Source organism: Bradyrhizobium uaiense, assembly GCF_010811875.1.
Classification (GTDB): domain Bacteria; phylum Pseudomonadota; class Alphaproteobacteria; order Rhizobiales; family Xanthobacteraceae; genus Bradyrhizobium; species Bradyrhizobium uaiense.
Genome location: NZ_VKHP01000036.1, coordinates 16,904 through 36,412, shown reverse-complemented (window position 1 = coordinate 36,412; position 19,509 = coordinate 16,904). Strand labels below are relative to the sequence as shown.

At 65.3% G+C, this 19,509-nt stretch carries 17 protein-coding genes; 6 read left to right on the top strand and 11 right to left on the bottom strand.

All coding sequences use genetic code 11. The annotated features are described in order from the left end of the window. Nucleotides 1–88: 88 nt before the first annotated feature. Together FNJ47_RS11785 and FNJ47_RS11780 are read left to right on the top strand one after the other, a co-directional pair. Nucleotides 89–961 carry a fumarylacetoacetate hydrolase family protein gene (locus FNJ47_RS11785; RefSeq protein WP_163153238.1) on the top strand — a complete coding sequence of 291 codons (873 nt, stop codon included), beginning with the start codon at nt 89–91 and terminating at the stop codon, nt 959–961. Nucleotides 962–986: 25 nt separating this feature from the next. Beyond that, nucleotides 987–2,615, top strand: coding sequence for a thiamine pyrophosphate-dependent enzyme (locus FNJ47_RS11780; RefSeq protein WP_163153237.1), 1,629 nt, complete (start codon nt 987–989; stop codon nt 2,613–2,615). On the opposite strand, the gene FNJ47_RS11775 is transcribed toward FNJ47_RS11780, so the two are convergent. From FNJ47_RS11775 to FNJ47_RS11730, 10 genes are all read right to left on the bottom strand, one after another. Then, nucleotides 2,612–3,826 carry an MFS transporter gene (locus FNJ47_RS11775; RefSeq protein ID WP_163153236.1) on the bottom strand — a complete coding sequence of 405 codons (1,215 nt, stop codon included), beginning with the start codon at nt 3,824–3,826 and terminating at the stop codon, nt 2,612–2,614. The two genes, FNJ47_RS11780 and FNJ47_RS11775, sit on opposite strands and share 4 nt — an antisense overlap. Before the next feature lie 41 nt (nt 3,827–3,867). Further along, the gene (gene alkB, locus FNJ47_RS11770) at nt 3,868–4,521 is read right to left on the bottom strand and encodes a DNA oxidative demethylase AlkB (protein WP_163153235.1); all 654 of its coding nucleotides are present in this window, start codon (nt 4,519–4,521) and stop codon (nt 3,868–3,870) included. Between the two features lie 13 nt (nt 4,522–4,534). After that, nucleotides 4,535–5,278 (bottom strand): 2OG-Fe(II) oxygenase, encoded by a 744-nt coding sequence (locus tag FNJ47_RS11765; protein WP_163153234.1) that lies wholly within the window; start codon nt 5,276–5,278, stop codon nt 4,535–4,537. A gap of 247 nt (nt 5,279–5,525) precedes the next feature. Further along, a complete protein-coding gene (locus FNJ47_RS11760; RefSeq protein ID WP_163153233.1) occupies nt 5,526–6,212 on the bottom strand; it encodes a DUF2848 family protein in 687 nt (228 codons plus the stop codon). Beyond that, on the bottom strand, nt 6,205–7,554 hold the full coding sequence (locus FNJ47_RS11755) for an amidase (protein ID WP_163153232.1): 1,350 nt from the start codon (nt 7,552–7,554) through the stop codon (nt 6,205–6,207). Before FNJ47_RS11755 ends, FNJ47_RS11760 begins: the two co-directional genes overlap by 8 nt. Before the next feature lie 105 nt (nt 7,555–7,659). Further along, a complete protein-coding gene (locus FNJ47_RS11750) occupies nt 7,660–8,379 on the bottom strand; it encodes an ABC transporter ATP-binding protein (RefSeq protein ID WP_163153231.1) in 720 nt (239 codons plus the stop codon). Further along, a complete protein-coding gene (locus tag FNJ47_RS11745) occupies nt 8,369–9,097 on the bottom strand; it encodes an ABC transporter ATP-binding protein (protein WP_163153230.1) in 729 nt (242 codons plus the stop codon). The genes FNJ47_RS11750 and FNJ47_RS11745 overlap by 11 nt, the downstream gene beginning before the upstream one ends. After that, the gene (locus FNJ47_RS11740; RefSeq protein WP_163153229.1) at nt 9,087–10,007 is read right to left on the bottom strand and encodes a branched-chain amino acid ABC transporter permease; all 921 of its coding nucleotides are present in this window, start codon (nt 10,005–10,007) and stop codon (nt 9,087–9,089) included. The genes FNJ47_RS11745 and FNJ47_RS11740 overlap by 11 nt, the downstream gene beginning before the upstream one ends. Beyond that, nucleotides 10,000–10,923, bottom strand: a complete 924-nt coding sequence (locus FNJ47_RS11735; RefSeq protein WP_163153228.1) for a branched-chain amino acid ABC transporter permease — start codon at nt 10,921–10,923, stop codon at nt 10,000–10,002. The genes FNJ47_RS11740 and FNJ47_RS11735 overlap by 8 nt, the downstream gene beginning before the upstream one ends. A 45-nt stretch (nt 10,924–10,968) precedes the next feature. Continuing rightward, nucleotides 10,969–12,216 carry an amino acid ABC transporter substrate-binding protein gene (locus FNJ47_RS11730; RefSeq protein WP_163153227.1) on the bottom strand — a complete coding sequence of 416 codons (1,248 nt, stop codon included), beginning with the start codon at nt 12,214–12,216 and terminating at the stop codon, nt 10,969–10,971. A 221-nt stretch (nt 12,217–12,437) separates the two neighbouring features. On the opposite strand from FNJ47_RS11730, the gene FNJ47_RS11725 reads away from it, so the two are divergent. From FNJ47_RS11725 to FNJ47_RS11710, 4 genes are all read left to right on the top strand, one after another. Beyond that, entirely contained in the window at nt 12,438–12,851 is a 414-nt protein-coding gene (locus tag FNJ47_RS11725) for a Zn-ribbon domain-containing OB-fold protein (RefSeq protein WP_050420086.1), read from the top strand. Between the two features lie 4 nt (nt 12,852–12,855). Then, on the top strand, nt 12,856–13,995 hold the full coding sequence (locus tag FNJ47_RS11720; protein ID WP_163153226.1) for a thiolase C-terminal domain-containing protein: 1,140 nt from the start codon (nt 12,856–12,858) through the stop codon (nt 13,993–13,995). Between the two features lie 174 nt (nt 13,996–14,169). Beyond that, complete coding sequence (locus FNJ47_RS11715; protein ID WP_028338734.1) at nt 14,170–15,084, top strand: SDR family oxidoreductase; 915 nt, start codon at nt 14,170–14,172, stop codon at nt 15,082–15,084. 151 nt (nt 15,085–15,235) lie between these two features. After that, nucleotides 15,236–16,348: an SMP-30/gluconolactonase/LRE family protein gene (locus FNJ47_RS11710; RefSeq protein WP_163153225.1), complete on the top strand. Its 1,113-nt coding sequence runs from the start codon at nt 15,236–15,238 to the stop codon at nt 16,346–16,348. A gap of 116 nt (nt 16,349–16,464) precedes the next feature. Here the strand turns inward: FNJ47_RS11710 and ppc are convergent, their stop codons facing one another. After that, a complete protein-coding gene (gene ppc, locus FNJ47_RS11705; protein WP_163153251.1) occupies nt 16,465–19,272 on the bottom strand; it encodes a phosphoenolpyruvate carboxylase in 2,808 nt (935 codons plus the stop codon). Between the last annotated feature and the right edge of the window lie 237 nt (nt 19,273–19,509).

The following is a 19,509-nucleotide window of genomic DNA, read 5'->3' as shown; positions in this document are numbered from 1 at the left end:
GCCCCGCGTGCCATAATCTGAAGCCTGTGGTTATGGGTCCCGGCTCGCGCTTCGCTTGGCCGGGACGACATCAAGAATTGGATTGCTAATGTCAGCCCCTCGCCTCGCCACTTATTCCGTCAACGGCGCCACCAGCTATGGCGCCGTCACCGACACCGGCATCGTCGACCTCTCGTCGCGCTTCGCCAAGGATTATCCGACCTTGCGCGAGGCGATCGCCGCCGGCGCACTGACCAGGCTCGTGGAGGATGCCGCCAAGCGCGCCCCCGACCACGCGCTCGACGCGGTCACCTGGCAGCCGCCGATCCCGTCGCCGGACAAGATCATCTGCATCGGCGTCAACTATCCGGACCGCAATGCCGAGTACAAGGACGGCTCGGACGCGCCGAAATACCCCAGCATGTTCCTGCGGGTGCCGCGCTCCTTCGTCGGCCACAACACGCCGGTGGTGCGACCGCGCATCTCGCCGCAGCTCGACTATGAGGGCGAGCTGGTGCTGGTCATCGGCAAGGCCGGCCGGCACATTCCGGAGAGCGCCGCGCTCGATCACATCGCCGCGATCACGCTCTGCAATGAAGGCACCATCCGCGACTGGGTGCGCCACGCAAAATTCAACGTCACTCAGGGCAAGAATTTCGATTCCACCGGCAGTCTCGGCCCGTGGATCGTGCCCTACACCAGCGAAGCGCAGATCGCCGATATCCGCCTGACCACACGGGTCAACGGCGAAGTCAGGCAGGACGACCGCACCTCGCGCTTGATCTTCGGCTTCCGCTACCTCATCAACTACATCTCGACCTTCACGACACTGGTTCCCGGCGACATCATCGTTACGGGGACGCCAACCGGAGCAGGTGCGCGGTTCGATCCGCCGCGTTATCTGAAGCCCGGCGATGTCGTCGAGGTTGAGGCCGAAGGCGTCGGCATCTTGCGCAACGGCGTCGTCGACGAAGCCATCTAACCTCGCGAGCAAAGTGGACAGTGCCATGACCTCAACATCCGGCGGCGAAGCGATCGTCAACGGCCTCGTCGCCCACGGCGTCGATACCGTATTCGGCCTGCCCGGCGCGCAGATCTATGGCCTGTTCGATGCCTTCCAGCAGGCGCAGCTCAAGGTGATCGGCGCCCGGCATGAGCAGGCCTGCGGCTACATGGCGTTCGGCTATGCCCGCTCCTCGGGCAAGCCCGGCGTGTTCAGCGTGGTGCCCGGCCCCGGCGTGCTCAACGCCTCGGCGGCGCTGCTGACCGCATTCGGCTGCAACGAGCCGGTGCTGTGCCTGACCGGCCAGGTGCCGACGCAATTCCTGGGCAAGGGCCGAGGCCATCTGCACGAGATGCCGGACCAGCTCGCGACGCTGCGCACCTTCGTGAAATGGGCCGACCGGATCGAATACCCCGACAACGCGCCCGCGATGGTGTCGCGCGCGTTCCAGGAGATGCTGTCGGGCCGGCGCGGCCCGGCGTCGCTGGAGATGCCGTGGGACGTCTTCACCCAGCGCACCCAGGTCGCAGCCGTCAAGCCGTTCGATCCATTGCCGGCGCCGCAGCCTGATCCGGATCGCATCAAGGCGGCCGCCGATCTGATCGCCGGCAGCAAGGCGCCGATGATCTTCGTCGGCAGCGGCGCCATCGAGGCGCGCGAGGAGATTCTCGAACTCGCCGAGATGATCGACGCGCCGGTGGTCGCATTCCGCAGCGGCCGCGGCATCGTCTCCAACGCGCATGAGCTCGGGCTCACTATGGCATCCGCCTACAAGCTGTGGCCAAAGACCGATTTGATGATCGGCATCGGCACCCGCATGGAGCTGCCGACGATGTCGCGCTGGCCCTATCAGCCGGCAGGCCTGAAATGCGTGCGGATCGACATCGATCCGGTCGAGCTGCGCCGCTGGCCGGCCGATGCTGCCGTGATCGCCGACGCCAAGGCCGGCACCGCCGACCTCGTCGCCGCGGTCCGGAAGGCGGGCTACAGCAAGACCTCGGGCCGCCGCACCGCGATCCGCGAGGCGACCTCAGCTACCGAGCAGGAGATCCAGCGCGTCCAGCCGCAGATGGCCTATCTGAAGATCCTGCGCGAGGTGCTGCCGGCCAACGCCATCGTCACCGACGAGCTGTCGCAGGTCGGCTTCGCCTCCTGGTACGGTTTTCCGATCTACGAGCCGCGCACCTTCGTCACCTCGGGCTATCAGGGCACGCTCGGCTCGGGGTTCCCGACCGCGCTCGGCGCCAAGGTCGCCAACCCGAACAAGCCGGTGGTCGCAATCACAGGCGACGGCGGCTTCATGTTCGGCGTGCAGGAGCTCGCAACCGCGGTGCAGTTCAAGATCGGCGTGGTGACGCTGGTGTTCAACAACAACGCCTATGGCAATGTCCGCCGCGACCAGCGCGAGCGTTTCGACGGCCGCGTCGTTGCTTCCGACCTGGTCAATCCGGATTTCGTCAAGCTCGCGGAATCCTTCGGCGTCGGCGCCGCGCGCGTCACCTCGCCCGATCACTTCCGCCCCGTGCTGGAGAAGGCGCTGACCGACGGCGGGCCCTATGTGATCTCGGTGGAAGTGCCGACCGATTCCGAAGTCTCGCCCTGGGCGTTCATCCATCCGGCGCTAAATAACTAGGCGCTCTTCACACCGCGTTGCAGCCGCGACGCGGCGATCACGAGCAGGCCGGCGCCGGCGACCGACCAGCAGGCGACCGGCGCCCAGTGCACCAGCGGCGCATAATCCGGCAGCTTCTGCAGGCCGCCAGCAACCGCGGCCATCCGCGCAAAGGTCGCAAGCGCCAGCGCCGAGAACACCAGCCCCGTGACCTTGCCTTCGGCGCCGGTCTCCCCGATCGCGAGTGCCGCCGACACGGCGCTCATCAGCATGCAGCCCCAGGCGGCTCCCGCCATGAACTGCGCTACGATCAGACCATTGAGGCTGCCGGAGATCTCCGCGGCAACGATGGCAAAAGCACCGAGCAGTCCTGCCGCACCCATCACGATCAAGCCGCCACGATGCTTGACGACGATGCTTGCCGGAAACATCGCGATGTTGAAACCGATCCAGAACACCGGCATCAACCATTGCAGATCGTTCGGTTTGACGAAGCGCAGATAGAACGGTGCGCTGTTGATATTGAAGTGCAGTTGATAGCCGAGCGAGAGCAGCACCATCGCGCCGATCATGAACATCGGCACCGCGCCGAGCCGCCTTACGGGCTCGGCAAGCCGTGCCGGTTGCGCCTCCTCGGCGACGCGGCGCTCGATCCCTGAGAAGGCCAGCGCCGTCAGCAGCAGCACCGCGCCCGACAGCACGAACGGCAGCCGCGCATCCTGGTTGCGCAGCACGACGGCGAGGTAGGGCGAGAGCGCGCCGGCGATGCCGTAGCCCAGCATCGCCAATGCCGCGAGGAACGGCACCGATGGCTGCGCGCGATACTTGCCGAGCAACGTCAGCGGCGGCGCGCGCAACGCCGACGACGTGATGGCCCAGATCACGATCAGTGCAATCAGCCAGGCCCTTGCGCCCGGCCCGGTGCCGGCCACGTAAGGCAGCGCGATGAAGGCGACGCAGGAGATCGCTGCAAGGATGCCGACGAATACGCCGAGACGGCCGACCAGGATCGAGATCCTGTCGGCGGCCATGCCCATCGCGGTATCGGTGATGGTGAAAATGGCCTGATCCATCATCAGGATCAGGATCACGGTGGAAGGCGCGATGCCGACCTCCGCGCACAGCTTGGGCAGATAGATCAGGTAGGTGGTCCAGCCCAGCGTGAACACGAGTTGCAGCACGGCGAGATAAACGCCGGTGCGGTTGACGGCACGGTCGGCCTTGGTGCCCATGCGCCAAGTTTAGACCACCCGCACAGTTTGCGGGAGGGGCGTCAGCGCACCTTGCGGAAGGTCAGATTGATTCGTTGGCGGCCGAGCAGGCTATGCTCGCCTTCGGCGAGCGGCGCCACGCCATGATAAAATAGCCGTGACGGCCCGCCCCACACCGCAACATCGCCATGTTCGAGCCGGTATCGCCGCGGCGTGTCGCCGCGCTTCAGGCCGCCGAACAGGAAGACCGCCGGCAGCCCGAGCGAGATCGAGACGATCGGCGCACCGTAATCGAGCTCGTCCTTGTCCTGATGCAGCGACAGTTTTGCGCCAGGGATATAGCGATTGATCAGGCAGGCCTGCGGCGCGAAGCCGCTGAAGCCGGCTTCATCCGCGGCGTCGGCTGCGAGCCTGCGCAGCACCTCCGGCATTTCAGGCCAAGGCTGTCCGCTATCAGGATCGATCGGATCATAGCGATAGCCGCTGGGATCGGAGACCCAGCCGACGCTGCCGCAATTGGTCATCGCGACCGACATCCGATGTCCACCCGGCGTGATCAGATGCCGGAACGGCGCCTGCTTGACGACGACGCGCAAGGCCGGGATCAGCTCCGCCTCGAACGGCCGAACGAAGCCGCGCAACAGCACCGCGCCATCCGCGATCGTCTCGCGCGGCGGCCTTGCATCGCCAATTGTCTCGAACAGATCAGCGGCCACGCCTCTCTCGCACTCACTTTGCGTCGTGGAAGATCACCCCAACGGTGTGGCGATGGCCGGAGCGAATCCGGCTGACGCCGTGGCGCAGATTGACACGATACGGCCCGCGCGTCCCCTGCACCGGACGGTGATGCACGGCAAAGGCCACCGCATCGCCCTTGGTCAGCGGCACCACCTCGGGCCGCGACTGCATCCGCGGCCGCTGCTCGGTCAGCACGAATTCGCCGCCGGTGAAATCGCGCCCCGGCTGCGACAGCAGGATCGCGACCTGGATCGGGAATACGTGCTCGCCATAGAGATCCTGATGCAGGCAATTGTAGTCGCCCTCGCCATATTGCAGCAGCAACGGCGTCGGCCGCGTCTGCCCGGCATCATGGCAGCGCTTCAGGAACGCCGCGTGCGAGGCCGGATAGCTGATCGCGATCCCCATCGTCTCGTTCCAGCGATTGGCGGTCGCGGTCAGCCGCGCATACAGCGCCGGCCGCAGCTCCGCGATCAGATCCGGCAGCGGATAGGAAAAATATTTGTATTCGCCACGGCCAAAGCCGTGGCGGCCCATCACGACCCTGCTGCGGAACCGGCCGTCGTCGGGATACAGCGCGGCGATGGCATCGCACTCCCCAGGCGTCAGCAGGCCGGTGAGGACGGCGCTGCCCTGCCCGTCGAGGTCGGTCGTGATTTGATCCCAGTCGAGCGCGTCAACACGGGCGGGGATGCCGGTGGCGGGGTGGATGATGGTCTTGGCAATTGCTGTCATGCAGCGGAATCTGGCCCACGATTGCGGCTCGCGCCACCCGATTTCCGGCGGGAATGTCCCGGAACGGAGTCCCATCTCCGCTGTCGTCCCTGCGAAAGCAGGGACCCATAGCCACCATAGTCAGTTGTTTGTGCAGGCTGGGGCCACAGCGCGCCAACCACAAAATCCAGTGGTTATGGGTCCCTGCTTTCGCAGGGACGACGTGTGGAGAGGGTACCGGTCGCCCCGGATGCGACGACGCGCGAAATCAGCCCCTGACCGGCAGCGTGATCACGTCGTAGCCGTGGCTGATCTTCCGCTTCAGCACGGGGTCTTCCAGTTCGAACTCGAAGCGGCTGGCCGGGCGAATGCCGCCCTTGGCGGCGAAGGTGCCGCCGAACATGGCGCAGCCGTCGGGCAATCCGCCCTTGTCGAAGCCGCGCGCGATCAGGTCCTTGACCGGCAGCATGTGATCGAGCGCGCCTTCCTGGTAGAGCACGCGCTGGCCACCGATCGTGGCCCAGGAGCGCAGAATGAGCTGGTCCCAATGGCCGATGACGTCCTCGAGCTCCCACAGCTCAGATGCCATCGGCTTGTCGCACATCTGCTTCGACACCGTGACGCTGTAGCTCTCGACCTTGCGATCGGTATGGTCGGAGCCGCAGCCGACGAAGGTGCGGCCCTGCCAGCCGATCAGCACGAACTCGACCTCGCCGCTCGAGTCCTCGCCACAGACCTCGATCGTGTCGGCGAAGGTGAGCCGGCGCGCCGAGCAGCGATAGTAGATCGGCGTCGTCGCGGGCCGCGCGATGCCGAGCGCCTCGAGCTCGGCGATGTGCTTGTCGCGGGCCACCGGATCGCGGCCGGTCCAGCCGGCGATCACGGCCTGCTTGATTTCGAGCGTGAGCGGCGTCGCGACGCCCTTGTCGTCGACATTGAAGGTGAGATCAAACACGGATGACGGTCTCCATTCCGGCCGCAAGCTCGAAGATGCGGCGATCCGAACCGCCCGCTGCGGCGAGCATCAGGCCGACCGGCGCCTCGCCCTCGCGATGCGCGGGCAGCGAGATGGCGCAGCCATCGAGTACGTTGATCAGCGAGGGATTACGCAGCGCGCGCAAATTCTCCGTGGCGAACACCTTGTCGTCGGCAAGAGCGGCGATGGTCGGCGGCAGGTTCGCGGTGGTCGGCAGCACCAGCGCGTCGTAAGGCGCGATCCGCGCCTCGGTGCGGGCAATGAACGAGCGGCGCGCGTTGATGAGGTCGATATAGTCGGCCGCGAGAAAACCCTCGCCGCGCTGGATCCGCACGGCGACGCGGGGATCGTAGATATCGCCCTTGCTGGCGAGCAGGAAGCGGTGCCAGGCATAGCTCTCGGCCGCGGAGAACCCGCCCTTGGTGTTCATCACGCCGACGTCGAGCAGTTCAGGCACTTCGATGCGCTCGATCAGTGCACCGGCGCGCGATAACGAAGCGAGCGCACGCTCGAAGGTCTTGGCCACGGCATCATCGAGATCATCGAGCGCGACCGTGGTCGGCACCGCGAGCCGCATGCCCTTGACCGGGCGCGGGCTGATCGGCGTCACCGGTTCGTCGGCCAGCACCGCGTCGAGCACCGCGCAGCAGGCCACCGAATTCGCCAGCGGGCCGTAGCTGTCCAGCGTGAACGACAGCGGCACGCCGCCGTCGAGCGGAATCCGGCGCTGCGTCGGCTTGTAGCCGACGATGCCGTTGAAGGCGGCCGGGATCCGGCAGGAGCCGCCGGTGTCGGTGCCGAGCGCGCCGAACGCCATGCCGTCGGCGATCGAGACTGCTGCGCCCGAGGACGAGCCGCCGGGCACATGGCCGACGCTCCGGTTCCACGCGCTCTTCGGCGTGCCGTAATGCGGATTGATGCCGATGCCCGAATAGGCGAACTCGGTCATGTTGGTGCGGCCGATCACGATGAAGCCGGCGCGCTTGAGCCGTGCCACCGCCGGCGCATCGGCATCCGCCGGCGCGGAATCATCCAGCGCCCGTGAGCCCGCCCGGGTCACCTGGCCCTTGATGTCGAACAGGTCCTTGATCGAGACCGGAATGCCGGCAAAGGGCGACGGCGCGGCATTAGCCTTGCGTAGCCGGTCCATGGCATCGGCGGCTTCCAGCGCGGCGTCGCGATCGACATGGATGAAGGTGCGTTGCCCCTCGCCCGCCGGATCGGCAATCCTGGCGATGCACTGCTCGACGAGCTTGCGGGCGGAGGTCGCGCCGCTGGCGAGATCGGCGGCAAGGGAGGCGAGTGTCGGATTTTTGGGCATGGCTTTCACTTCACGGCTTGCTGGCTTGCAATTCATGGCTTGTAGCTGATTGTCGCGCGAACCGGGGCCGATTTCCAGTGCACCGGCCCCAGCCTCGCATCACTATCACTTCAGCCCGAAATAGGCGCGGTGCAGCTCTTCATTGCCGCTCATCTCGGCAACCGTGCCGGAGAACCGGATGCGCCCGCCTTCAAGCACGAACACGCGGGTGGCAATCTCGAGGAAGCCGATATTCTGCTCGGCGATCAGAAGCGCCAATCCGCGGCCCTGCAGGCTCGACAGGGCGCGGAGCACCTCCTTGACGAACAGCGGCGACAGCCCGGCCGAGGGCTCGTCCATGACCAGCAGTTTCGGCTCGGCCGACAGCGCCTTGGCGATGCCGAGCATCTTGCGCTGGCCGCCGGACAGGCTGGAGGCCGGATCGCGGCGCTTGTCGCGCAGCACCGGGAACAGGCCGTAGAGTTCGTCGACCCGCGCGCCCGGATTGGCATGGCCCAGGGCCTGCGCCCCGACCCGGATGTTCTCCTCGATCGACAGGTCGGGAAACACCGCCAGCTCCGACATGTAGGTCATGCCGCGCTTCATGCGGTCCGAGGACCGCATCCTGGTGATGTCCTCGCCGCCGAGCTTGATGTGGCCGCTGCGGGCTTCGATCAGGCCGACCAGCGACTTCAGGAACGTGGTCTTGCCGGCGCCATTGGCGCCGAGCAGGAGCACGGTCTCGCCGGGGCGGACGTCGAGATCGACGCCCCACAACACCTGCATGGTGCCGTAGCCGGCATCGACGCCGGTGGCGTCCAGAAGCGGCGCTGCATCAGTGGGCATGCTCGCCTCCCAAGAACACCTCGATCACCTGCGGTTCGCGCACCGCGGTCGCCAGCGTCCCCTCGAAGATCTCCTTGCCCGCATTGAGCACGATGACGCGGTCGGTGATCTGCTCGATGAAGCCCATCAGATGCTCGACCACGATGATGGCCATGCCGGTCGCAGCCAGCGCCTTGATACGGCCGGCGATCCAGTCGAGTTCCGCCGGGTTGAGGCCGGCCGCGAGCTCGTCGAGCAGCAACAGCCGCGGCCGGGTGGCGAGCGCGCGGGTCAGATCGAGCATCTTCTGCTGCGCGCTGTTGAGATCGGCGGCGGGGCGGTCGGCGACCTCCTTCAGCCGATATTCCTCCAGCAGTTCGGCAATCGACGGCGCGCCGGTGGCTCCGCCATAGGCCAGCGCCACCTGGATGTTCTCGCGTACTGTGAGCGACAGGAACGGCTTCGGCACCTGGAAGGTGCGGTTGATGCCGCGGTGAACCAGCTTGTGCGAGGCGACGCCGCCGGAGGACGCGCCGTCGAACACCACCTCGCCGCCATCGGGCGCATACAGACCGGAGATCACGTTGATCGCCGTGGTCTTGCCGGAGCCGTTCGGACCGACAAGGCCGAGGATTTCGCCCGGCACGACGTGGAAGCTCAGGCCGTCGAGCGCGTGGAAGCCGCCGAAGCGCTTGACCAGCTTCGAGACCTTGAGGATCGGGGTTTTCTCAGGGGACATGCCACCCCCTGCGCGTTGCCAGCGACACCAGTCCTGCAGGCAGGAACAGCACGAGGCCCATGATCAACAGGCCATAGATCAGTTGGAAATACTGCGGCGTCGTGAAGCCGATCAGATTGTAGATGCCGTAGAGGATCAGCACGCCGACGATCGGTCCGGTGATGGTGGCAACGCCGCCGAACAGCGCGAACACGATCGCGAAGATCGAGAACTCGCCGGAGAACACATTGTCGGGATAGAACACCGAGACGTACCAGGCGTAGATGCCGCCGGCGAGGCCCGCGACCAGCGCCGAGGCAAGCCAGGCGATCATCCGCATCTTGATGATATTGACGCCTGCCATCGAGGCCGACACCGCATCCTCGCGCACCGCCTGCAGCGCAAGGCCGAATGGCGAGTTCTTGAGATAGATGACCGCGCCGACGGTGAGCGCCATCACGACGACAGCCGCGTAGTACGCGTGGGTCGGATTGAACGTGCCGGTGAGCGACACGCCGTAAGGACCCTTGGTGATGCCCTCCAGCGCCGGGTTGGCGACGAAGTGCAGCACCGCGAGCGAAGCCGCCAGATTGGCGATCGCAAAATACGCCCCCGACAGCCGCAGCAGCGGCGTCAGCAACAGGCCGAGCGCAATCGCGACGAGGCCACCGACCAGCACCGCAAGCGGCGCCGGCGTCTGCAGATGCATCACCATGATGGCAAAGCCGTAGGCGCCTGCCCCGAAGAAGCCGACATAGCCGAACGGCAGATAGCCGGTGAAGCCATAGATGATGTTCACGCCCTGCGCGAGGATCAGGAAGATCACGAAGTTGAACAGCAGCAGATGGTTTTGATAAACGCCGGGCAGCAGTGCGAACACCACCACCAGCGGCGCCAGGATGAACAGCAGGTGTTTCGAGGCGTTAAGCAACGCGCACCCGCCTTCCGAGCAGACCGCTCGGGCGCAACAACAGGATCACGATCAACAACACATAGGGCAAGAGGTCAGCCCAGGAACTGAGATAGGTCTGCACCAGCATGTAGCAGAGACCGTAGACGACGCCGCCGAGCGCGGTGCCCAAGGGATTGCCGAGCGAGCCGAGCACGACGATCGCAAACGACGTCACGGTCGCATCGGCGCCGAACGCCGGCGTCACCGAGCCGAACATGAAGGGCGCGAACACGCCGGCGACCGCCGCGATTCCGAGCCCGATACCGAACGCCGCCGCCGAGACGCGATCGACGTCGATGCCGGTCGCCAGCGCCTCGTCGCGGCGTGACATCACCGCACGCGTCAAGGTGCCGAGCCGGGTGTGGTAGAGATAGAGGTACACCAGCCCGATCGCGATCAGGCTGGTGATCGCCGCGATCACCCAGGGCGCGGGAAAGCCTTGGCCGAAGATCTGGATCGGCCCAGCGCCAGCGGCCTTGCCGCCGAACCACTTGACCTTGATGGTCGTGAACACGGTGCCGAGCAGCCGGCTCTGGATCGAGCGCTCGCTGGTGCCGGCGAAGATCGTGGTGACGGCTTCGATCACCTGCGACAGGCCGAAGAACAGGATGATCGACAGCATTTCCGGATTGGCCGAGCCCTGCAGGCGCGGCACCAGCACCCAGTACAGCAGCACGCCTGCGAGCACGAAGACCACGAAGGCCAGCGGCACCGCGAACAGCGGATCGATGCCGGCGATGCCGACCACGCCGAGCGCGATGAAGGCGCCCAGCATCAGGATGTCGCCATGCGCAAGATTGACGATGCGCATGACGCCGAACACGAGATTGAGGCCGATGCCGACCAGGCTGAAATACAGCCCGAACAGCACGCCGGCAACGAGCGCATAGGTCATGCTACCGCTCGCTGCCGAAGGTTACGCCTGCCGCACTCACCAACATCACGGCGCCGGATAGATCGGCTTGCCGGTGGCGGTCTCGTGCGGGTAGATCGAGACGAACTTGATGTGATCGTGCTCGTCGACCGTGAGCTGGCCGAGCGGCGTCAACTCGCCGATCTGCCCGCCGGTCTCATCCAGCGCGAAGGTACCGTCCAGCGTCTTGAGCTGGCCGCTGAGCGAGAACACCGCGCGGCGCAGCTCCATTTGGTCGAGGCTGGTCGCAACCGACAGCGTCTTCTCGATCACCAGCGCCGTGGTGTAGCCGGCCACCGCGTTGAAGCCGAACTCCATCTTGCCGTCATTGTACTTTTTCAGCCAGGCGGCGCGGAAATCCTTCATGTTCATCCCGAAATTGACGGGATAATCCAATTCCGACGGCGGCACATAGGTCCAGATGTGCTCCAGGCCCTTGGCGCCCACGTTCTTCTCGAGCAGCTCGGTCTCGAGGCCGGCATAGATCGCGAACAGCATCTTGAACTTGGTGCCGACGTCCTGGACGTTGCGCAGGAAGGCGATGTCGTTCGGCGCATAGCCGAAATGGATCACCGCGTCCGGATTGGCATTGCTGATGTTGTTGATGATGACGTTGTAGTTCGTGGTCTCGGTCGGAACGCCCTGGTCGTAGACGATCTCGATCGGCGCGCCCGACTCCTTGACGAACTTGCGGAACGCGTTGGCCTGGGTGCCGGTGAACTCGTTGGTCGCGTAGAGGATGGCGATCTTCTTGATGCCGAGGCCCGGGCCATCATGGCTGATGAAGTCGGCGACCGGCTTCGGCCAGACCGTCGACACCGGATCGGCCATCAGCGCGATGTAAGGATTGTCCTTGGAGAAGAAGCTCGCGCCGGTGCCGGTCTGATCGAACAGGAACATCTTGCGGTCGCGGGCGATCGCAACCGCGGGCGCCGTCAGAACCGATCCGGAATCGGCGACCAGCAGGTCGACCTTATCCTGGGTGACGAGCTGGTTATAAAGCGTCGAGGCGGTCGCGGTGTTGCTCTGGTCGTCATAGGAGACGAGCTTGATCGGGATCTTCTTGTCGAACGCCTTCACGAAGACGCCACCCTCGGCGTTCTTCTGCTCGACCCACAATTTCAGCGAGCTGTAGACCGGCATCGAGATCGAGGCGTAGCGCCCGGACGACGCGTAGAGCGTGCCGATCTTGATCTCCGACGGTGCGTCGGCGGCCATCGCCTGCGTGGCAAATGCGAGGCTGGCAGCGAGTGCCGCGCCGATAATCCTCAGCATGATATATTCCTCCCGGGCATCTTGGATGTAGCTTGGACGCGGCCCTTCTACGCGCCGGATCGGAGCGACACAAGCATCGCGGCCTTAGCAATTGTGCGAGGGGCGGAATATGCGGCATGCGCGAAACACAGGCCGCTGCGCGTGGCGTGGATGGACCGTTGACGGCCCTTGGTCCAATGGCGCATCAAGACTGTAACGATTTTCGGGAGGAAGTATCAGACATGGCCGAACCCGCGCGCGCGAAACCAAAACCGACACCTGAGACCCAGCATTTCTGGGACGGCACCAAGGCCGGCGAGCTGCGCCTGCAGCGCTGCGACGCCTGCGCCAATGTCTACTTTCCGCCGCGGCCGTTCTGTCCCTCCTGCGCCTCGCGCAAGGTCTCGGTGTTCAAGGCCAGCGGCAAGGGCAAGCTCTACAGCTACGTCATCAACCACCGCCCCGCTGCGCCGGGCTTCACGCCGCCCTATGCGATCGCCGTGGTCGAACTCGACGAGGGTCCGCGCATGATGAGCAACATCATCGATTGTCCGCAGACGCCGGAAGCGCTCGAGCTCGACATGCCGCTCGAAGTCGCCTTCGAGGCACTCGACGACAAGATCACCCTTCCCTTGTTCCGTCCGGCAAAGGGGTAAGGCGATGCGCAGGAACCAGGTTGCCGTCGTCGGTGCGGCCGAAACCACCGAACTCGGGGTCATCCCGAATATGTCGCAGATCCAGCTGCACGCGGACGCGGCGCTGAATGCGATCGCGGATGCCGGCCTGAAGCTGTCCGACATCGACGGCTTCGCCACCGCGGTCGAGACCCCGCAGCAGATGGCACACTATCTCGGCATCACGCCGACCTGGGTCGACGGCACCTCGGTCGGCGGCTGCTCGTTCATGCTGCACGTCCGGCACGCCGCCGCCGCGATCGAGGCCGGACTCTGCAAGACCGTGCTGATCACCCATGCCGAGAGCGGCAAGTCGATGATCGGCAAGCAGCCGCGCTTCACCGCACCCGACAGCCTCAACGGCCAGTTCGAAGCGCCGTTCGGCGTCTACGGACCGCCGAGCATGTTCCCGATTCCCGTGCTGCGTTTCATGAAGACCCACGGCATCACGCATGAACAGCTTGCGATGGTCGCCGTCGTGCAGCGCGAATGGGCGGCGAAGAACCCACGCGCGACCATGAAGGACCCGATCACGGTCGCCGACGTCCTGAACTCGCGGATGATCGCCTATCCGTTCCGGTTGCTGCAATGCTGCCTCGTCACCGACGGCGGCGGCGCGCTGATCCTCACCTCGGCCGACCGCGCCAAGGACTTCCCGAACAAGCCGGTGTACATCCTCGGCACCGGCGAGAGCGTGGAAACGCCGATGGTCAGCCAGATGAAGACGTTCGATTCATCGCGCGCCTTCAAGGTGGCAGGTCCCCTGGCGTTCAAGGAAGCCGGCATCACCCACAAGGACGTCGATCATCTGATGATCTACGACGCCTTCGCGCATCTGCCACTCTACGGCCTCGGCGACCTCGGCTTCATGCCCCACGAGGAAACCGGCAAGTTCATTGCCGACGGCAACACCCGCCCAGGCGGCAAGCTGCCGCTCAACACCAACGGCGGCGGCCTGAGCTACATGCACTCCGGCATGTACGGCATGTACGCGCTGCAGGAGAGCGTGCGGCAGATGCGCGGCATCGCGCCGGCGCAGGTGCCGAACGCCAAGATCTCGGTCTGCCACGGCGTCGGCGGCATGTTCGCCGCGTCAGGCACGATCATCTTTACGAACGAGAAGTGAGCGAGCTGCTCGCCTCCCCCTCTCCCCGTTCTTACGGGGAGAGGGTTGGGGTGAGGGGCTGCTTCCACACACTCAGACTCGCGGAGAGTCCCCCTCACCCGGATCGCATCTGCGATGCGATCCGACCTCTCCCCGCAGGCGGGGCGAGGTAAGCAAGACACAAGGAGAACCCACATGGCAAAATCACTGCAAGACAAGGTCATCATCGTCACCGGCGCGGGCCGCGGCATCGGCCGCGAGATCGCGCTGCTCTGCGCGGCGGAAGGCGCCAAGGTCGTGGTCAACGATCCCGGCGGCGCGGCCGACGGCGGCGGCTCGAGCGCGGCGCCCGCCGAGGAGGTGGTCGAGGAGATCAAGAAGCGCGGCGGCACTGCGGTCGCCAATTTCGAGTCGGTCGCAGAGGCCATCCCGGCCAGCAAGATCGTGAAGACCGCGACCGATCACTTCGGCCGGCTCGACGGCGTCGTCAACAATGCCGGCATCCTGCGCGACATGATCTTCCACAAGATGAGCGTTGAGGCCTTCGAGGCCGTGATCAAGGTGCATCTGATGGGCTCGTTCTATGTCAGCCACGCTGCCGCGCGCATTTACCGCGAGCAGGAGTCGGGCTCCTTCGTGCACTTCACCTCGACCTCCGGCCTGATCGGCAATTACGGCCAGGCCAACTACGCCGCCGCCAAGCTCGGCATCGTGGGCCTGTCGAAGTCGATCGCGCTCGACATGGGCCGCTTCAACGTGCGGTCGAACTGCGTGTCGCCGTTCGCCTGGACCCGCATGATCGGCACCATCCCGACCGAGACCGATGCCGAAAAGGCGCGCGTCGAGAAGATCAAGCAGATGGGCCCGGAGAAGATCGCGCCGGTCTGCGCCTATCTGCTCTCGGACGCCGCAAAGGACGTCACCGGGCAGATCTTCGGCGTTCGCATGAACGAGATCTTCCTGTTCGGCCAGCATCGTCCGGTGCGCTCGGTGCATCGCGGCGAAGGCTGGACGCCGGAGACCATTGCCGAACACGGCATGCCGGCACTGAAGGGATCGTTCGCCAAGCTCGACCGCTCGGCGGACGTCTTCACCTGGGATCCGATCTGAGTTCGATCTGACAGTTTTATGAAAAAGTCGCCTCCGCGAAACAGCGGGGGCGACACACTCTTTGGTTGTTTCTTCATGGCGTGCCCGCATTGTGCCAGAATTGCGGGGGTATGATCCTCCTCCCGATAACAAAAAGACTGGGAGGACTTTCGTGACAGATCCAAGCAACACAGCGAAACACGAGAGCGACGGAACGAAGGCGTTCGACCGTCGAACGATTTTGCGCGGCGCAACCGCGCTTGCTGCAACCGCGATGGCCACGTCCGATGCTGCGGCACGCGACTTCGGTCCCAATGCGGAACCGCAGCGCTATCCCGATCCGGATATCGTCGTGATCGACGACAAGCGCTTCAAGGCCAAGGTCGGCAACACCGCGATCAAGCGGCTCTACACCGGCTGCCTGTGGGCGGAAGGCCCGGCCTGGAATGCACAGGGCCAGTATCTGGTGTGGAGCGACATTCCGGCCAATCGGCAGTTGCGCTATCTTGACGATGACGGCCACATCTCCGAGCAGTTCCACAAGCCGTCGAACGAGGCCAACGGCTCGACCTTCGATTTCGAGGGCCGCCAGATCACCGCCGAACGCACGCGGCTGGTGCGCTACGAGCACGACGGAACCGTGACGTCATTGGCGGAGCAGGCCAACGGCAAGCAGCTCAACGGCCCGAACGACATGGTCGTGCATCCGAACGACAAGTCGATCTGGTTCACCGATCCCGGCTACGGCGCGGTCTCGATCTATGAGGGCCAGCGCGCCAACACCGGCTCGAACCAGCCTTACCAGAAGGAAGCCGTGTACCGCATCGACGCCACGACCGGACAGATCACCAAGGTCTGCGACGAGCCGTTCAAGCCGAACGGCATCGCCTTCAGCCACGACTACAAGAAGGTCTATGTCTGCGACACCGGCATCACGCACTATCCGAACGCGAAGAACATCGTCTGGCAGTACGACCTCAACGGCGACAAATTATCCAACCCACGCACGCTGATCGACATGACGCTGGACGGCAAGTCGGGCTTCCCGGACGGCATGCGCGTCGACATCGACGGCAATATCTGGGTCGGCGCCGGCTGGGTCGGACCAGGCTATGACGGCGTGCAGGTGTTCGCGCCCGACGGCCAGCGGATCGGCCAGATTCTGCTGCCGGAAACCTGCGCCAACCTCACCTTCGGCGGCAAGAAGCGCAACCGCCTGTTCATGACCGCGAGCCAGTCGCTCTATGCGGTCTATGTCGAGACGCGGGGCGCGCACAACTGCTGATCAATCTGCCTTCCGTCGTCATTGCGAGGAGCGAGGCGACGAAGCAATCCATCTCACCCTTGCGGCCCAATGGATTGCTTCGCTGCGCTCGCAATGAAGGCGCAGGCATCACGGCCTTACCCGCTGTTCCGCAGCCCAGCGGAAATCCCGTTGATCGTGATCTGAATTCCGCGCAGCACCTGCTCGTCCGGGTTCTGCGCACGATGCTCCTTGAGCAACTCCACCTGAACGTGATTGAGCGGATCGAGATAGGGAAAGCGGTTGCGGATGCCGCGGTCCAGCAGCGGGTTGCCTTGCAGCAGCCGGTCGTGGCCCATGATGTCGAGCAGCGTCTCGATCGAGAGATGCCATTCGCGGCGGATTTGGCCGAAGATCTTTTCGCGCAGCGCGACGTCGGGCACCAGCTCGGCATAGCGTGATGCGATCGCGATCGAGCTCTTTGCCAGCACCATGTCCATGTTGGAGAGCAGCGTGCGGAAGAACGGCCATTCCCGGTAGAGCTCCTGCAGGAACGGCATGCCCTGCTCCGGATGCTCGGCGATCCAGGTCTCGACCGCCGCGCCGAAGCCATACCAGCCCGGCAGCATCAGCCGGCATTGCGCCCAGGAGAACACCCAGGGAATGGCGCGAAGGTCCTCGATCTCGCGGGTCTTCTTGCGCGAGGCCGGACGGCTGCCGATGTTCAGCGTCGCGATCTCGTTGATGACCGTCGAACCCCAGAAATAGTCGGCGAAACCCGGTGTCTCGTAGACGAGCCCGCGATAGGCCTTGAACGCGAGCGCGGAAATTTCCTCCATCGCTTTGAGATATTCGGGGCGCGGTGCGCTCCGTCGCGGCTGCAACAGACTGGTTTCCAGCGTCGCAGCGGCGAGGATCTCCAGATTGCTGCGGCCGACCTCGGCATTGGAATATTTCGAGGAGATGATCTCGCCCTGCTCGGTGATCCGGATCTGGCCATTCACCGCGCCGCCGGGCTGCGCGATGATCGCGTCATAGCTCGGGCCGCCGCCGCGGCCGACCGAGCCGCCGCGGCCGTGGAACAGGCGCAGCCGCACGCCATGGCGCTCGAAAACCTCGACGAGGCCGATCTCGGCTTTGTAGAGCTCCCAGCCCGAGGTGACGAAGCCGCCATCCTTGTTGCTGTCGGAATAGCCGAGCATCACCTCCTGCACGCTGCCGAGGCTGTCGACCAGCTTGCGATAGTCGTGCAGCACCAGCATGCGGTCCATGATGCCGCTGGAGGCCTGCAGATCCTCGATGGTCTCGAACAGCGGCACGATGTTGACGGCGCTGCGGCCGGACGGATTGACGAGGCCGACCTCCTTCAGCAGCACTGCGACCTCGAGCATGTCGGACATGCCCTGGCACATCGAGATGATGCATTGGGAGATCACCTCGGGACCGAACCTGGCGTGCGCTTCGGCCGCCGCGCGGAACACCGCAAGCTCGCTCTGCGTCTCCTCGGAATATTTGACGAACGGCGAAGCCAGCGGCCGCGCGTTGCGCAGCTCGCCAAGCAGCAGGCTGACGCGCGCGTCCTCGCCGAGGGCCAGATAGGACATGCCGGGATTGGCGGTGTCGAGCAGCTCGGCGATGGTGCGCTCATGCACCGCCGAGTTCTGCCGGACATCGAGCCGCGCCAGATGGAAGCCGAAGCAATCCACCGCCCGCCGCAGCTGTCGCAGCCGGCCGCGCGCGATCACGCCGGAATTGTTCGCGATCAGCGAGCGATTGAGCACGTCGAGATCGGCCTGGAATTCTTTCACGCTCGCATAGGGCTCGGCCTTGCCGACCGGCGGTCGCGTGGTCTCGACCTCGAGCCGCATGGCGGTGGCGGCAAGCCGCGCATAGATGCCGGACACGGCGAGACGATAAGGCTCGCCGCTGCGATGCGGCGAGGTGTCGGGCGAACGCTCGGCAAGGATCCGCAGCTCATCCGAGACGTCGGCGAGGTGCGTCGCGAGCGACAGCTCGGCACCGAGCGCGTGCAGCTCTTCGAGATAGAAGCTGAGCACCCGGCTTGACTGCAGTCGCAGCGTGCCGCGCATCACCTCTGCCGTGACGAAGGGATTGCCGTCGCGGTCGCCACCGATCCAGCTTCCCATCCTGAGGAACGAGGCGAGATCGCCGCCCTCACCCCCCTCCTTGTTCAGGCGGTCCTCCAGCGCGCAATGCAACCGCGGCACTTCCTGCAGGAAGGTGTAGTCGTAGAACGACAGGCCGTTGGCGACCTCGTCGAGAACGGTCAGCTTGGTCCGGCGCAGCAGATTGGTCTGCCACAGCGTCACGACGGCACGGCGGAGCTGCTCGTCGCTGGCCTCGCTCTCCTCCGGCGTCATCTGCAACCGCTCACGGCGATCGAGCAGGTGCGCGATCTCCATCTCGCGGTCCATCGTGCTCTTGCGGCGGACCTCGGTCGGATGCGCGGTCAATACCGGGCTGACGAGCGCGCTTTTGAAGAAGCTGCGCAGATCGACCGGGCTGATGCCGGCCTGCCGGGCGTGCACCAGCGTCTGCTCCAGCGTGCTCGGCCGCGGCGCCCCGCTCGGGCCGCGGCTGCGCATCTGGCGGATGTTGTTCTGGTCCTCGGCGATGTTGGCGAGGTGGGAGAAATAGCTGAAGGCGCGGACGATGCGCAGCGTCTCGGCGATCGACATGCCGTCGAGGATGCCTTCCAGCTCCCGCCGCGCCAGCTTGTCCTCGTCGCGATGGAACCGGACCGAGGTCTGGCGGATGCGCTCGACCAGGTCGAACACATCGGCCCCCTCCTGGTCGCGCACGGTGTCGCCAAGGACGCGCCCCAGCAGCCGGATGTCATTTCGGAGCCGTGCATCCTCCTCCTGCGCCGTCGCTTCGAGAAGGCTGGCCTCTGCGGCCCGCCTGACACGGATCTCGGTCTCGGAGGGCATGGTCTGGGGAGGCAAAGTCTGGGGAGGCATGGCTTGGCTACTCCAGAGGTTGCCCGGCTCCTCCCGAGTGTGCGCTTTTTTTGCCGCAGCGCAAGATGAACTTGGAAGCGGTGCACACGACCACCTCCGTCGTCCCGGCGAAGGCCGGACCCATAAGGCGACACAGTTGCGCGAGGCTTTGGCCCCAGCCCGCCACCACCACGCCCAGCTGTGGCTATGGGTCCGGGCCTTCGCCGGGACGACGGCGAGTTT

Coding starts and splice junctions, on each gene's coding strand:
- FNJ47_RS11725 (WP_050420086.1), top strand. CDS start 12,438: ATGGCCGAACCCGCGCGCGCGAAACCAAAACCGACACCTGAGACCCAG.
- FNJ47_RS11745 (WP_163153230.1), bottom strand. CDS start 9,097: ATGTCCCCTGAGAAAACCCCGATCCTCAAGGTCTCGAAGCTGGTCAAG.
- FNJ47_RS11720 (WP_163153226.1), top strand. CDS start 12,856: ATGCGCAGGAACCAGGTTGCCGTCGTCGGTGCGGCCGAAACCACCGAA.
- FNJ47_RS11750 (WP_163153231.1), bottom strand. CDS start 8,379: ATGCCCACTGATGCAGCGCCGCTTCTGGACGCCACCGGCGTCGATGCC.
- FNJ47_RS11715 (WP_028338734.1), top strand. CDS start 14,170: ATGGCAAAATCACTGCAAGACAAGGTCATCATCGTCACCGGCGCGGGC.
- FNJ47_RS11730 (WP_163153227.1), bottom strand. CDS start 12,216: ATGCTGAGGATTATCGGCGCGGCACTCGCTGCCAGCCTCGCATTTGCC.
- FNJ47_RS11780 (WP_163153237.1), top strand. CDS start 987: ATGACCTCAACATCCGGCGGCGAAGCGATCGTCAACGGCCTCGTCGCC.
- FNJ47_RS11775 (WP_163153236.1), bottom strand. CDS start 3,826: ATGGGCACCAAGGCCGACCGTGCCGTCAACCGCACCGGCGTTTATCTC.
- FNJ47_RS11785 (WP_163153238.1), top strand. CDS start 89: ATGTCAGCCCCTCGCCTCGCCACTTATTCCGTCAACGGCGCCACCAGC.
- FNJ47_RS11765 (WP_163153234.1), bottom strand. CDS start 5,278: ATGACAGCAATTGCCAAGACCATCATCCACCCCGCCACCGGCATCCCC.
- FNJ47_RS11755 (WP_163153232.1), bottom strand. CDS start 7,554: ATGCCCAAAAATCCGACACTCGCCTCCCTTGCCGCCGATCTCGCCAGC.
- FNJ47_RS11735 (WP_163153228.1), bottom strand. CDS start 10,923: ATGACCTATGCGCTCGTTGCCGGCGTGCTGTTCGGGCTGTATTTCAGC.